This window comes from Peribacillus sp. FSL E2-0218, from assembly GCF_037992945.1.
Lineage (GTDB): Bacteria > Bacillota > Bacilli > Bacillales > DSM-1321 > Peribacillus > Peribacillus simplex_B.
In genome coordinates, this window is record NZ_CP150304.1 from 1243600 (window position 1) to 1256786 (window position 13187).

Annotated in this window: 12 protein-coding genes; 9 read left to right on the plus strand and 3 right to left on the minus strand. The window is 43.2% G+C overall.

From position 1 onward, the window contains the following. The first annotated feature begins 430 nt into the window (after positions 1–430). The 3 genes from MHI53_RS05920 (at position 431) to MHI53_RS05930 (ending at position 2158) form a co-directional block, all read left to right on the plus strand. Positions 431–787 carry a YlbF family regulator gene (locus tag MHI53_RS05920; protein ID WP_061143115.1) on the plus strand — a complete coding sequence of 119 codons (357 nt, stop codon included), beginning with the start codon at positions 431–433 and terminating at the stop codon, positions 785–787. A 121-nt stretch (positions 788–908) separates the two neighbouring features. Next, complete coding sequence (locus tag MHI53_RS05925) at positions 909–1775, plus strand: Cof-type HAD-IIB family hydrolase (RefSeq protein WP_340373006.1); 867 nt, start codon at positions 909–911, stop codon at positions 1773–1775. Between the two features lie 128 nt (positions 1776–1903). Further along, positions 1904–2158 (plus strand): transcriptional regulator SplA domain-containing protein, encoded by a 255-nt coding sequence (locus tag MHI53_RS05930; protein WP_057912515.1) that lies wholly within the window; start codon positions 1904–1906, stop codon positions 2156–2158. Between the two features lie 369 nt (positions 2159–2527). Here the strand turns inward: MHI53_RS05930 and MHI53_RS05935 are convergent, their stop codons facing one another. Continuing rightward, entirely contained in the window at positions 2528–2980 is a 453-nt protein-coding gene (locus tag MHI53_RS05935; protein ID WP_340373007.1) for a DinB family protein, read from the minus strand. A 240-nt stretch (positions 2981–3220) separates the two neighbouring features. Between MHI53_RS05935 and MHI53_RS05940 the strand changes: the two genes are divergently transcribed. Then, positions 3221–3619, plus strand: coding sequence for a hypothetical protein (locus MHI53_RS05940; protein WP_340373008.1), 399 nt, complete (start codon positions 3221–3223; stop codon positions 3617–3619). Positions 3620–3697: 78 nt separating this feature from the next. Here MHI53_RS05940 and MHI53_RS05945 read toward each other — a convergent pair whose 3' ends face one another. Beyond that, a complete protein-coding gene (locus MHI53_RS05945; protein WP_340373009.1) occupies positions 3698–4561 on the minus strand; it encodes a dimethylarginine dimethylaminohydrolase family protein in 864 nt (287 codons plus the stop codon). Between the two features lie 161 nt (positions 4562–4722). Here MHI53_RS05945 and MHI53_RS05950 point away from each other — a divergent pair, with 161 nt between their 5' ends. Together MHI53_RS05950 and MHI53_RS05955 are read left to right on the plus strand one after the other, a co-directional pair. Next, positions 4723–6339 carry a long-chain fatty acid--CoA ligase gene (locus MHI53_RS05950; RefSeq protein ID WP_061143112.1) on the plus strand — a complete coding sequence of 539 codons (1617 nt, stop codon included), beginning with the start codon at positions 4723–4725 and terminating at the stop codon, positions 6337–6339. A 97-nt stretch (positions 6340–6436) separates the two neighbouring features. Then, entirely contained in the window at positions 6437–7234 is a 798-nt protein-coding gene (locus MHI53_RS05955) for an enoyl-CoA hydratase (RefSeq protein WP_340373010.1), read from the plus strand. A gap of 72 nt (positions 7235–7306) precedes the next feature. On the opposite strand, the gene MHI53_RS05960 is transcribed toward MHI53_RS05955, so the two are convergent. Further along, positions 7307–7495 (minus strand): YhzD family protein, encoded by a 189-nt coding sequence (locus tag MHI53_RS05960; protein ID WP_340373011.1) that lies wholly within the window; start codon positions 7493–7495, stop codon positions 7307–7309. Positions 7496–7824: 329 nt separating this feature from the next. Between MHI53_RS05960 and cysK the strand changes: the two genes are divergently transcribed. From cysK to MHI53_RS05975, 3 genes are all read left to right on the plus strand, one after another. Further along, the gene (cysK, locus tag MHI53_RS05965; protein ID WP_340373012.1) at positions 7825–8748 is read left to right on the plus strand and encodes a cysteine synthase A; all 924 of its coding nucleotides are present in this window, start codon (positions 7825–7827) and stop codon (positions 8746–8748) included. 173 nt (positions 8749–8921) lie between these two features. Further along, the gene (locus MHI53_RS05970) at positions 8922–10130 is read left to right on the plus strand and encodes a DNA repair exonuclease (protein WP_340373013.1); all 1209 of its coding nucleotides are present in this window, start codon (positions 8922–8924) and stop codon (positions 10128–10130) included. A gap of 20 nt (positions 10131–10150) precedes the next feature. Next, positions 10151–13168: an AAA family ATPase gene (locus MHI53_RS05975; protein ID WP_340373014.1), complete on the plus strand. Its 3018-nt coding sequence runs from the start codon at positions 10151–10153 to the stop codon at positions 13166–13168. The last annotated feature ends 19 nt before the right edge of the window (positions 13169–13187 follow it).

Consider the following 13187-nt stretch of genomic DNA (forward strand, 5'->3'; position numbering starts at 1 on the left):
TTCCCCGTTTGCACTAAGTTTGTTAACCCTTTCCAATTAAATGATGGGCAAAAGTGGATAACACATTCTATGTTTTTGAGAGTAGAAGGTGTCATGATGCCATCGTTTCATACAATATAAATCACATGTCAGTCATTCAATGTATGTTATCAAGTAGCGGTGTTACTTTACAGAATATGAAAATTTCCGTTCAGACAGAAGTAAAGAACGATTACAACAGAAAAAAATCCCTCTTAATGATGGTTGAAGCAATGCCATCAATCGAGAAAAAAACTCGTTCGATATTCTTGAATATTCAAGTGGCTGCTGCTTAGATAATGTCGAATTCCACGATTATCAAACTGTTTGATAAGGAAGACGTGTAATTCGCAAGCGGATTTGTTATAGTGGAAAAGGTGTAGGAATACAATGATACCGGGAGGGGAAATACATGAGTAACGTATATGATGCAGCGTATGAAATGGAAAAGGCAATTCGGGCAAGCAATGAATATGCTGACTTGCAACGATTATATGATCTTGTCAATTCCGATGAAGCAACAAAAGGAATGTTTGAAAACTTCCGCAATCTGCAAATGTCATTGCAGCAAAAACAAATGATGGGCCAGGAGATCGCTCCTGAAGAAGTGGAACAAGCACAAAAGACGGTACAGCTAGTCCAACAAAACCCAACCATTTCTCAATTGATGGAAGCTGAGCAACGGATGAGCATGGTCATCGCCGACCTCAATAAAATAATCATGAAGCCGCTTGAAGATTTATACGGCTTGCCTGAACAAGAGCAATAAGCTACTGTTACTCCCAGCCTCAAAGTGGTTGGGAGTTTTTTTATATGGACCACTATTTGTTCTACTCTGTAAATTTTAGTCATAAATTTTAAAGAGGATATTACAGATGGGGGAGATCAGCATGGTATATCGTCTACTTGCGGTCAATATCGACGGGACGTTGCTCCAGTCTAATGGCCGTTTAAATAAATCGACTAAAGAAGCAATCGACTATGTGCACCAAAAAGGTGTCCATGTTGCACTAGTGACGTCAAGAAACTATCACTCAGCAAAAAAAGTGGCCAAAGCCCTAAAAATAAATCCGATGATCGTTGCCCAACAAGGAGCTTTTGTGGGAGCTTCCATCGAGAAGCCCATGATGGTAAAAAGAATCTCAGAAGAACTGACCGCAGAGCTCGTGCAAATGCTTGAAAAAACCGTGTGTCAAATTATGCTCATTCATGAAAAATACTCGCTTGGCAATCGGGTGAACCTCCCTGAGAATTTGCTTGGCAAAACGGTCATGTATTTGAATGATCAAAACTTCTATGCTCAAAATTATGTGGATGATATCAGTGAAGAGCTGATTGATAAGCCAATGGCACCAACAAAAATGGATATTATATTTTCAGAACAAAGTGATCGAGGCGATATGCTGAAATTGATAAAGGAAATGTTCCCTGAGGTGGACGCGGTTCTACACCCGGGCCATAAGATGACGATTGTTCCGAAGGGGGTTTCGAAATGGAGTGGCGTGCTTTATTTAGCCGACCGTTTAGAGGTGAAAAGGACGGAAATCGTCTCGATAGGAGATGGATTGGATGATATGGAGATGATTGCCGGATCCGGTCTGGGAGTTGCCATGGGCAACGCGGATGCGGAAGTGAAGAATGTGGCCAAATGGATCACTCGCTCCAATGACCAAGACGGCGTTGCGTATATGCTGAAGGAATTCTTCCGCAAGCAGCATCCCATCGAATTTTTGCAGAAGATGAATATGCTTAAATGAAACATGAGGCTCCTTCATTCATTAAAGGGGGAGCCTCACGATTTTTGGGGACTTAGCATCATTTCATAAATAATTCTCCGCACCTTTCCGTAAACTATAGAAAACCAGCAAAGGAAAGGAAGGATAAAATGGGAGTAATCAACGCGAAAGAAGTACAAGTAGGAGACGAGGTATTTGTGATTTATAATAATCCCCATGTCCCAACCGTTTCCAATATAAGGGCCGCGGAAATCGTTCCCCATCCAAAGGACCCTAATGCTGTCGCTTTATTCCTGAACGATACATTCCATACAATCGAGGACGATGATGCCTTATTCTCCTCCGAAGCCGCAGCCGAACAAGCATATAATGACTTTATTGAAAACCAGGATCAGTTAACGTAAAGACTCACCCAAAAGCAGCCACCGCTTCCTTAGCGGGGGCTGCTTTTGAATTTCCTCGCAAATGCCAAATGCAAACTCATGAATGAAAGCCCAAACTCACGAGTGAAAGCCCAAAACTCGCGAGTAAAACGGCCAAACTCGCGGGTAAAAGCCCAAAATTCACGAGTAAAATCCCGAAACTCACGAGTAAAAGGGCCAAACTCGCGAATAAAAGCCTGTAACTCGTGAGAAAAAGCCCGAAATTCACGAGTGAAATTCCGAAACTGTCGAGTAAAAGGGCCAAACTCGCGGGTAAAACCCCAAAACTCGCGAGGAAAATAATAAAAAAGCTGTCATCCATTTAAAGAAAAGGAGTGACAGCTGGTAGAATTATTGATTAGTTGATTGAATGATGCGCTTCATTGCGTGAATTTGGCCAACGTGATTAACTTCGTGCTGGACTACGAAATTAATGAATTCGCCTATAGTTTCCATTCCCATGAAAGGTTGTGCTGCTTTTTCTGTCAGGCGTTCTTCGGGAATTTCAAGCAGGCGGCCAAGTTGTTCTTGTAATTGTTGTGTCAGTGTATCGACTGAAGGTACATCGCCGGTCCAGGCGGCAGGTTTTGAGCCATATCCGAATAGCTGGCTGTAATTGGCAGGCAAAGTGCTGCTATCATCCAATAGGAACTTTTCCGCTGCGGTAAGAACGTGTCCTAGATGCCAGTGGATGGTATTATTAAAACCTTCAGGCTGTACATCCATAATTTCTGGAGTGACTCCCTCGATTTCTTTCAAAAGACTTTTGCGCATCATTGTCAGTTGGTTTTTTACATAATTCATTTTACATTCCCCTTTCAATCTATTTTCTAGGTAACTTATAGAAGTATAACAAGGTTATTGGTACATAATCAATTTTCCTTCCTTGTAAACCAAGTCGGAATGCAGGTTTGGCTAAATCCAAAGCGAAAAGCCCGAATTTATTCCGTCCCGCTAACTCCGCCTATTGCTAATGTGCGAGGAATAGTATAATGAAAAATAATATGGATAATTAATCCACTAAGGTATAGGGAGATGACATGGATGAAAAAGAAGCCATTTATACTAGCACTTAGCTTATTGCCCATAGTGTTAGTGACAGGGTGTTCAACAAAGGAGGAACATATTTCGATCCAAAAACTTGAAAACAAATCCTACCATTTCGAGGCCTATAAACAAGAAATAGAAACGAGAGATGCAGAAAAAGCAAAGGAAATTTTGAAGAATGCGGATTGGCGTGAATACGTGTTGGAGAAAGACCATCCTAAGGCGGATTTTATCTTTTATTTTAATGATGATAAAAATGAAGGGAATATAGCGGTATATTATGTTTGGGTTAATCCCGATGATCATGTAACTGAATTGACGCGGGATCAGCATAAAAAACACGTTAAATTGAATCGTGATGATTCAAAAACCATATTAGATTTGCTAAACGAATGAATGGCCAGCAAAAGGAAAACCGGACTTCCTGATTGGGATGTCCGGTGAAGAGCAGGGTTTCATGCTAGGCAAGTCCTGTCATTTTTTCGTTGTCCGCAGTAGAGGCATGGTACAGCAGCGGAAAGAGCCTCCTGACTTGATGATTTCACTTATATCGACTTCAATGATTTCATATCCTCGTTGACGTAGCTGACGATTGACTTGTTCATTACAAGGCAGACTGAATAATTTTTTATTTCCAATGGAAAGTACGTTGGTTCCCAATGTGAATTGTTCTTCTTTTGTCACTTCAATTAAGTCATAGCGCGAAGCTAATAAATCCAACTCTTTTTTTGTGTGGGCTTCAGGAAAAATAAGGGCCTCTGTCGGTGAAATCACATTGAAAACACAGTCTAAGTGAAGGAACTTCTCAATGAAGGGAATGGCGATAATATCATATTCCGGTAACAAGGACTGAAGGTGCTGGATGGATGTTTCGTCCGTCCGATCACTGACCCCGATATAGATCGTTCGGCCATCAATGATGACATCGCCACCTTCAATATGATTTTTGTGAAGGTTGAAAAACGGAATATCATTCGTTTCGAGCCAGGATTTCAAGATAAGTTCTTCGCCCTGTCTGATAGCTGTAGCCATTTCTGCTACGTAAACTGTGTTGCCGAGAGTGAATCCGATGTCTCTTGTAAAGACTTGTTCTGGATATGTACTTTCTGGAGGCAGTTTAATGACCTCAATTCCTTCTCGTTCAAGTGCCTTGGTAAAATTGGCATGCTGCTCCACGGCGCGTGCTTGATCTATATTTTCCTCCATGAACTCCTTTTGCGTTTCATTAATGATGTCACGAATCGCCATATGACGAGGTTCACAGACAATCACCCGTGATAGCTTTGAATATTCACTCGCACAATACGCCTCTAATTCTTCGTTTATTCTATTTACCATCAGTGAGCTCCCTCTAAATATAATTGTATCTTTACTATTACCTTTTTTTTCTACAAAGAAACATAAAAATTCATTCAAAATAAACCTCTAGGGAAAAAGGATTATTTTTTTTCTGGTCGAATATATAAATGAAGGCGTTTTCATATAAGGGGGAGATTGTAATGATGGATACTCCGTTGATCATGACTCAAATCATTGAAAGAGCGGAAAAATATTTTTCGAAAAAAGAAGTAGTTTCGCGTACGGATGGTGGAATCCATACTTTTACATATGCCGAGATTGCAGCACGCACAAGAAGACTGGCAAGTGTATTGGGCAAATTCGGAATAAAGACGGGCGATCGTGTCGGGACGCTTGCCTGGAATCATCATAGGCATCTGGAGGCTTACTTTGCTATTCCATGCTCTGGAGCTGTCCTCCATACCATTAATATGCGCCTTTCTCCTCAACACGTTTCTTATATCGTTAATAGTGCAAAAGATCGGTTATTATTGATTGATCCCGATGTGATTCCTTTATTGGAAGCGATTAAAGATGAGCTGCCGACCGTGGAAGGATATATCGTTATGACCGATAAAGCGGAGCTTCCCGAAACATCCCTGTCACCTTTATACCATTACGAAACATTATTGGCCGAAGGGAATCCAAAACAGCCATTCATCGAGGATTTGGATGAAAACGCTCCTGCGGGCATATGCTACACTTCCGCCACGACAGGGAACCCAAAAGGTGTGGTTTATTCACATCGCGGGATATTGCTGCATGCGATTGCACTGGGGCTGGCCGATTCCACTGCCATCAGTGAAAGGGATGTCGCCCTTCCAGTCGTGCCCATGTTTCATGTCAATGCTTGGGGCATGCCTTTTGCCAGTGTATGGTTCGGGACAAAGATGGTTTTGCCTGGACCGTATTTCACACCGAAGATATTGGCGGAGCTGATAGAAGCGGAGAAGGTCACCATTGCGGCCGGGGTACCGACGATCTGGCTTGGGTTGTTGAAGGAGCTTGAAGAAACCAGCCATGACACGAGCAGCATTCGCGCAGTGTTATGCGGAGGTTCGGCTGCACCAAAAAGCATGATTAAGGCATTTGAACAAAAACTTGGAATTCCGTTTCTGCATGCCTATGGGATGACGGAGACAAGCCCGCTCGTTTTCATTTCCAAACCAAAAAGCTATCAGGAAGGCCTGCCTGAAGATGAGCTTTATGAATTGAAGGCTAAGCAAGGCCTTGTCGCGCCAATGATCGAAATTAAAGTGGTCGGTCCTGACGGGGAAGTATCACCTGATGGAAAAGAAATGGGCGAATTGCTGATAAGGGGACCTTGGATTGCAGACGAGTATTTTCAAGATGAACGTACAGAGGATACGTTCAAGGATGGATGGCTATATACAGGCGATGTCGTCACGATAGATGAGGAGGGATTCGTGAAGATCGTCGATCGGACCAAAGACCTGATCAAAAGCGGCGGGGAATGGATTTCTTCGGTCGATCTGGAGAATGCATTAATGGCCCATGAAGGGATTTTTGAGGCGGCGGTCATTGCGGTTCCTCATGAAAAATGGCAGGAGCGCCCGATTGCCTGCGTTGTTTTGAAAGATGCATATAAAGGGCAAGTGACCGAGGAAAACATCATCGAATTTTTAAAGCCGCAGTTTGCAAAATGGTGGCTGCCGGATGAAGTGGTCTTTTTGGATGAGATTCCAAAAACGGGGGTTGGAAAGTTTCTGAAGCGGGCCTTGCGAGATCAGCTTCAGGATAAATATATAAAGAATTAATGAAGTGATTTCATATAATTATAACTTTTCACCCTATTCCGATAATTGTCGGGGATATATAATTAATTCATGGGATAAGAAGAAGGAGGAAGAAAAATTGAGTATAGATTCGACATCAGCTGCAGGTACTGTATTAGTCACTTATTCAGACCGGACAGCTACAGTTTCCATGAATCGTCCAGAGGCGATGAACGCGTTAAATCCGGAAATGCTGCATGATTTCATTACCGCGCTTAAGGAGGTAAGTGATAATGAAGCAGTGGACGTCGTCATTTTAAAAGGGAATGGGAAAGCCTTTTCCGCGGGCGGAGATATCAAGATGATGCTCTCTCCTGGAAAAGAAAACGCTTTCGACAATTTGATGGATGGCATCAGTGAATTGGTGACCACGTTATATTTCATGCCTAAATTGACGATTAGCGCCATTCATGGAGCTGCAGCAGGGCTCGGTTTGAGTATAGCTCTTGCAACGGATCACCTTATTGCAGATTCGGAAAGCAAGGTTGCGATGAATTTTATCGGAATCGGACTGATTCCGGACGGCGGAGGACATTTCTTCCTTGAGCGCCGTCTGGGTGAAGTGGGCGCAAAGGAATTGATTTGGGAAGGCAAGGTGCTTACGGCGCTCGAGGCTAAAGAAAAGGGCCTCATTCATGAGGTGGCAGACGGAACCTTGGAACAGGCGGTGGAGAGAAAAGTGCAAGCTTGGCTGCAAAGCCCGATTACTGCCATGATTAAAACGAAAAAAATCCTTAGTGAAAAAAATCGGCCATTATTGATTAAAATGCTTGAGATAGAAAAAGCGGCACAAATGAAAATGCGTCAAACGGCGGATCATCAAGAAGGAATAAAAGCTTTCGTCGAGAAAAGAAAACCGAATTTCACCGGTAAATGATAAATATGAATCAGAAGAGGCCGTCACGCCATTGTGACGGCCTCTTAATTATATGAGTGCGCTTCCATATTGTCAGCGGTGAAAAAGCAAGAGCGCTCCTGCTGGGGATATGCATCGGTGTGTATGGTCTTGATAGTTTTTTTCGGTCAAAAGCTTTTGACCTAATTCTTTTGCATTTTCATCATTTTCGGCGGTAAACGATTCATCCAATAGTTTTTCCCCCGACGGTTCAAATACGGTTAGCTTGTATAGTTTGCTCATGTTCAAAAAACTCCCTTTTCGAATTTGTATAGTTGATCATGATAGAAACGGCTAAGAAAATTCTATCATTATCTGTCAATTTTGACTATTATTATCTGAAAGAAATATAGGAAACTAAAAGATATTGAAGTATAGCGGGATTTTATAAAAATAGGATCGGGAAAAATTATATCGAACAAACTTTAAGTGTTGTTTTCTTTAGCGTGGAAGTTTAAAAAAACGATTGTAACGAGCGGAATCCCATCATTAAAAGAAAAATCATAAATGATATAATAGAGTAGGAGAAAAGTATATGAAGTGTGTGTATAGGCCGAAGGGAGTTAGATGGAATGACGGTGAAAATCGTGAATAATATAACGGAATTGATAGGAGATACACCAGTTGTAAGGATTCATCATTTAACAGGGAGGGATGATGCGGACGTCTTTGTAAAGCTTGAATATTTCAATCCGAGCCGAAGTGTGAAGGATCGGGCTGCGTTTAACTTGATAAAGCAAGCGGAGCTGGATGGGGTCATTCAATCTGGTTCCACGATCATCGAGCCGACTTCAGGCAATACAGGTATCGGCCTTGCGATGAATGCAGCGGCAAAAGGCTACAGGGCCATCATGGTCATGCCGGATAATATGTCAAAGGAAAGAATCAATATTTTAAAGGCGTATGGCGCGGAAGTTGTCCTCACTCCAGCTGCGGAGCGGATGCCAGGTGCCATTCGCAAAGCTCAGGAACTGGCTGCAAAGATTCCGAACAGCTTTATTCCTCAACAATTCGAAAATAAAGCCAATCCTGATATTCATAGAGTGACGACTGCTGTCGAGATTTTGGAACAGATGGATCGAAAGCTGGATGTGTTTGTGGCGACTGCCGGTACAGGTGGGACGATAACAGGAACAGGTGAAGCCTTAAAAGAACAGCTGCCGCATTTAAGGGTCGTCGTGGTCGAGCCTAAAGGCTCGCCGGTTCTTTCAGGCGGGAAGCCTGGTCCGCATAAGTTGGTCGGAACCAGTCCCGGTTTTGTGCCAAGCATTTTAAACACGGATGTGTTTGATGAAATTGTCCAAGCAGCCGATGAGGATGCAATTTCAACGATGAAGGATATGGCGGCAAAGGAAGGGATTCTAATTGGACCATCAGGCGGCGCTTCTGTCTGGGCTGCGCTCAAGGAGGCACGGCGCCTTGGTGCAGGTAAACGTGTCCTGTGCATAGCCCCTGATAATGGTGAACGCTATTTAAGCATGGATATTTTCCAATAATAATAGAAGGCCGAACGCGGTGCATGCGACAATGTACCAGCCATTCGGTCTTTTTATTTAAGATTGTGGCGATACTGTTTATAACATAAATCGACGCGACAATTCTGATATTTGGCGGGAAAGTATGTTCTGTTTATGTTAAAGTGAAAGAAATGAAATACCGAGGTGAGGCAATGAGCAGCGTGAAATTCATTCATGCGGCGGATCTCCATCTGGATAGCCCATATACAGGGCTGAAGGATTTGCCGTCAAGGATAGTAAAGGAATTAAGAGAAAGTCCATTCAAAGCCTTTCAAAAGATCATTCATGAGGCCATTTTCCATCAGGTTGACTTCATCGTCCTGTCTGGTGATTTGTTTGATGGTGAAAATCGCAGTCTCCGGACACAGGTGCGCTTTCGGACTGAAATGGAAAAACTACGGCAACATCAGATACCTGCCTATATCATACACGGAAATCATGATCATCTCAGCGGAACATGGATTACTGTGGAGCTCCCGGAAAATGTCCACATATTTTCAGGGCAAACGGAAGTGAAACTGTTCGAAAAAGCGGATGGGACAAGCGTCCACTTGTATGGGTTCAGTTATCCTCGCCGCCACGTAAAGGAGAGGATGATTGAAACCTACATGAAAGCTGAAGGCGCGGATTATCATATAGGGCTGCTTCACGGAAATTTGGAAGGCAACGCGGAACATAGCCCCTACTCCCCTTTTTCCCTGAAGGAACTGGCTGACAAGGATTTCGATTATTGGGCGCTGGGGCATATCCATAAGCATCAGGTGGTTTCAGAGGACCCCCTGGTGATTTACTCCGGAAATATCCAAGGCAGGAACCGCAAGGAATCTGGAGAAAAGGGATGCATGCTGATCGAACTCGATGGTGACTTGGGACGACATTCATTCATAGGGACCTCTGGGGTGATATGGCATAGTGAAACAATCCAAGTAACAGCAGATGGGGGTTTTGATGCAATCTTCAAGCAATGCCAGGAACTCATTGAGCAAAAATGCCTGGATGGAAGAAGCTATCTTTTGGAACTAAAGTTGGATGCCGGGGCATATGCAGGGGAAATTGCGGAATATCTTGACGAATTGACCCGGATTTTACAAGAAGAAGAGCAAGCGGAAGCGTTTGTCTGGGTGTATAAAATCAAGCTCATCCAGACAATTCCGATGATAAGGTCAAGCAAGGTATCTCCATTTGTGGCTGAGATTTCAGAGCTTGCTTCCGAGTTTGAGGATACGGAGGCTGCCTCTGCCGCTCTTTATCATCACCCGATTGCAAGAAGGTTTCTTGACTCGATGGAACCAAAAGAGCAGAAGTCACTTTTGGATGAAGCGGAAAGATGGCTTTTGAAGGTGTTTGAAACGAACGAATAGGTAAGGGAGGAGGAGAAGCGTTGATCATAAAGAACCTCCAAGTTTATGGTTATGGCAAATTGGAAAACCAGCATTTCCCGGAACTGGGCCGGATGCAGGTATTCTTTGGCGAAAATGAATCTGGCAAGTCGACCATCATGTCTTTCATGCATAGTATATTATTTGGGTTTCCGACAAGAGTTCAAAATGAACCGCGCTACGAGCCTAAGATGCATGCCAAATATGGGGGAAGGCTCACTCTTTTAACAAAAAAACATGGGGAAATCGTTATTGAACGAGTGAAGGGAAAGGCGACTGGGGATGTATCGATCACCTTCGAAGATGGGAGGGTCGCGGGTGAAAAGGAGCTTAATGAAATTCTCCATGGCGTAGATAAAAACTACTACCAAGCCATTTTTTCTTTCGACCTTCAAGGACTTCAAGGTTTACATACGCTAAGTGAAGGAACCATGAGCAAGTATCTGTTGTCAGCTGGACTGGTCGGGAATGATAAGCTTCTTGAAGCAGAGACGAAATTGCAAAAAGAACTCGATCGGCTATTCAAGCCATCAGGCCAAAAACCCCTTTTGAATGTAAAAATAAAAGAACTTAAGGAATTGCAGAAAAAGGTTAAGGCATCAGAACAGGAGCAGCAGTCATATACCGCATTTTTGCAGGAAGAGAAAGAACTTAAGGAGAGGCTTGCTGAAATTACGGAAGCTATCCAAGAGATAGAAAACGATCTTATGAATGTGGGTACGTTCCTGAGAATCAAGCCCTTGATTGAGGAGCAGGCGAAAATTGAATCGGAGATAAGCAAAATCAAGGATGTAAGTTTTCCTGTTGATGGTTTAAAAAGACTTGAGCAGCTCCAAGCAGTGGCAATGCCGATGAAGGCGCAATTAGCAGCATTGACAGAAAAACTGAACAAACTTGAAGGGAATCTCGTTAAATTCGAAATAAAACCGTTCATCAAGGTGCACAAAGAGCAGATCGAACTTGCAGTCAACCAAGGCACTTTATTGGAGAAGCTCGAGCTGGACCTTCGGAGGGCGGAACACGAATGCCTGATGGAAGAAAAGTATATCGAAAAGGTGAAGCAGGACCTATTCCTCGATGAACCCGATGATGAATTGAGCAATCTCGATATCAGTGCATTCATGAAGGAAAAGGTCAAGCGGATGGAGAGGGATAAGCATCAACTCCAAAATGCTAAAAAACAGCTGGATGAGAAATATGGGCTGCAAAAGGTCAGTTTGGAGACGGCAGAAGCCCGCTTGAAGGAGATAGAATCCCAGGTAATGTCCGTGGAAAAACGAAGCAAGCTTGAATCTTTATACAACAAGCAACATAACCGTGAATTTAAAACGGTCAAAAGGCTCATTCTTGATGAGCAAATACTTGAACTTGAGAAGCAATTGGCCCTACAGGAGAAGCAGGAGGCTCAGGATCGCAAACGTTCCCTAATCATGAATGGAAGTATAGTAGCACTGCTATGTTTAGGTGCGATCAGCTGTTATTTCAGTGAACAGTTGCTGCTTTCCATGATACTTCTGGCCGCGGCGGTCCTGTTTGTGGTTTCCAGATATCTTTCCAAAGGAGAAATGATATTATCAGGGCATATCCGGCAATTGGATGACATGAAACGAAAAAGGTCGGCACTTGGCAGTGAAGCCAATCTGGATCATGATGGAGAGTCGATGGGACAATTGCTGGAATTGGATGACCGTCTCCAAAGGCAGTTGGAAACGGAAAGGTTCAAGTATGGGGAACGGGAGGAGGCTTTCGAAGCGACCATTCAGGAGTATGCGGCTTGGGAAGCTGGAAGGGACGAATTGGATAAAGAAATGAAAAGCATCCTGAACGGATGGGGCATGTCCTTTCCTGGCATGGAAATCAATCTTGAGTCTGTATTTGAAATGCTTGAAGATTGGAAAACTGCCGTTGAAAGGAAATATGAAGCGATCAAGCGGCATCAATATTTAAATGAAGAATTTGATAGCAAAGCGAAGGGTTTATTACATTTTGCCCACAGCCTTGATGTTGAGCCATCTGCTTGGCGTGAAGCGATCGGCCTTTTAAAGCGGGAATTGAACAATGCTTTGGAGGTATCCGTCCAGCGCACGCAGTGGCTGCAGGAACGAATCCGTTTGCGGAATGAAATCGAGCAGCTGACGATGGAAAAAGAGTATCTTGATGCCGAAATCGAGCAGCTTTTTGGATTAGCGAAGGTCAATGCTGAGGAAGAGTTCAGACATCACGCTGCCTTGTCCGAAAAGAAAGGCTCCCTGCAAAATCAACTCGGGTTGATAGCGATTCAAATTGAGCAATCGAGAATGCTCCCTGAACGAATACAAACGTATGTTAAACAACGGATCACCACTTATGCATTTGAAGATTTAGAGCGGAAACAAAAGGATGCTGTAAAAGTGAAATCAGCATTACTGGAAAAACTGACTGACACGAAGCATCAGATAAAACGTCTTGAATCATCAGGTGTTTATGACGATTTACTTAATAAGTTTTATGAAGAAAAAGCGGCGTTCAATGAAGAAGCGAAAGAATGGGCGAAATTGGCCATAGCCAAACGCTTATTGAATAAAACTTTGGATCGATATAAAAGGGAACGTCTGCCCAAGGTCATCGCAGATGCCGAGCGACACTTTGCCTTTTTGACGAATGGGCGCTATTCGAAAATCATCCTTGATCATTCAGGAGAAGGGATTTTTGTACAGCGAAGTGACGGCTTGAGATTCGGGGTGGAAGAGGTAAGCCGCGGGACAGCCGAGCAAATTTATGTTTCCCTAAGGCTCGCCCTTGCCGATCATACTTTTGAAAATGATTCTTTCCCGCTTATCATCGATGATGGTTTTGTCAATTTTGATGCAACAAGGACAAAAAGGATGCTTGAATTATTGAAAAAAATTTCTCTCAAACGGCAAATCTTCTTTTTTACCTGCCATCGACATGTAATGGAGGATTTCACGGAGAAGCAAGTGATTCATCTATCCAATTCCATATTGAAAAAAGATAATGATTTGATCATCCGAGGAATATAATCGAGTGAAAACTATGAAT

Excerpts from the sequence above, each read along its gene's own strand:
- MHI53_RS05940 (WP_340373008.1), top strand. The coding sequence starts at position 3,221 with ATGAAAAAGAAGCCATTTATACTAGCACTTAGCTTATTGCCCATAGTG.
- MHI53_RS05970 (WP_340373013.1), top strand. The coding sequence starts at position 8,922 with ATGAGCAGCGTGAAATTCATTCATGCGGCGGATCTCCATCTGGATAGC.
- MHI53_RS05935 (WP_340373007.1), bottom strand. The coding sequence starts at position 2,980 with ATGAATTATGTAAAAAACCAACTGACAATGATGCGCAAAAGTCTTTTG.
- MHI53_RS05945 (WP_340373009.1), bottom strand. The coding sequence starts at position 4,561 with ATGGTAAATAGAATAAACGAAGAATTAGAGGCGTATTGTGCGAGTGAA.
- MHI53_RS05930 (WP_057912515.1), top strand. The coding sequence starts at position 1,904 with ATGGGAGTAATCAACGCGAAAGAAGTACAAGTAGGAGACGAGGTATTT.
- cysK (WP_340373012.1), top strand. The coding sequence starts at position 7,825 with ATGACGGTGAAAATCGTGAATAATATAACGGAATTGATAGGAGATACA.
- MHI53_RS05950 (WP_061143112.1), top strand. The coding sequence starts at position 4,723 with ATGATGGATACTCCGTTGATCATGACTCAAATCATTGAAAGAGCGGAA.
- MHI53_RS05925 (WP_340373006.1), top strand. The coding sequence starts at position 909 with ATGGTATATCGTCTACTTGCGGTCAATATCGACGGGACGTTGCTCCAG.
- MHI53_RS05920 (WP_061143115.1), top strand. The coding sequence starts at position 431 with ATGAGTAACGTATATGATGCAGCGTATGAAATGGAAAAGGCAATTCGG.
- MHI53_RS05960 (WP_340373011.1), bottom strand. The coding sequence starts at position 7,495 with ATGAGCAAACTATACAAGCTAACCGTATTTGAACCGTCGGGGGAAAAA.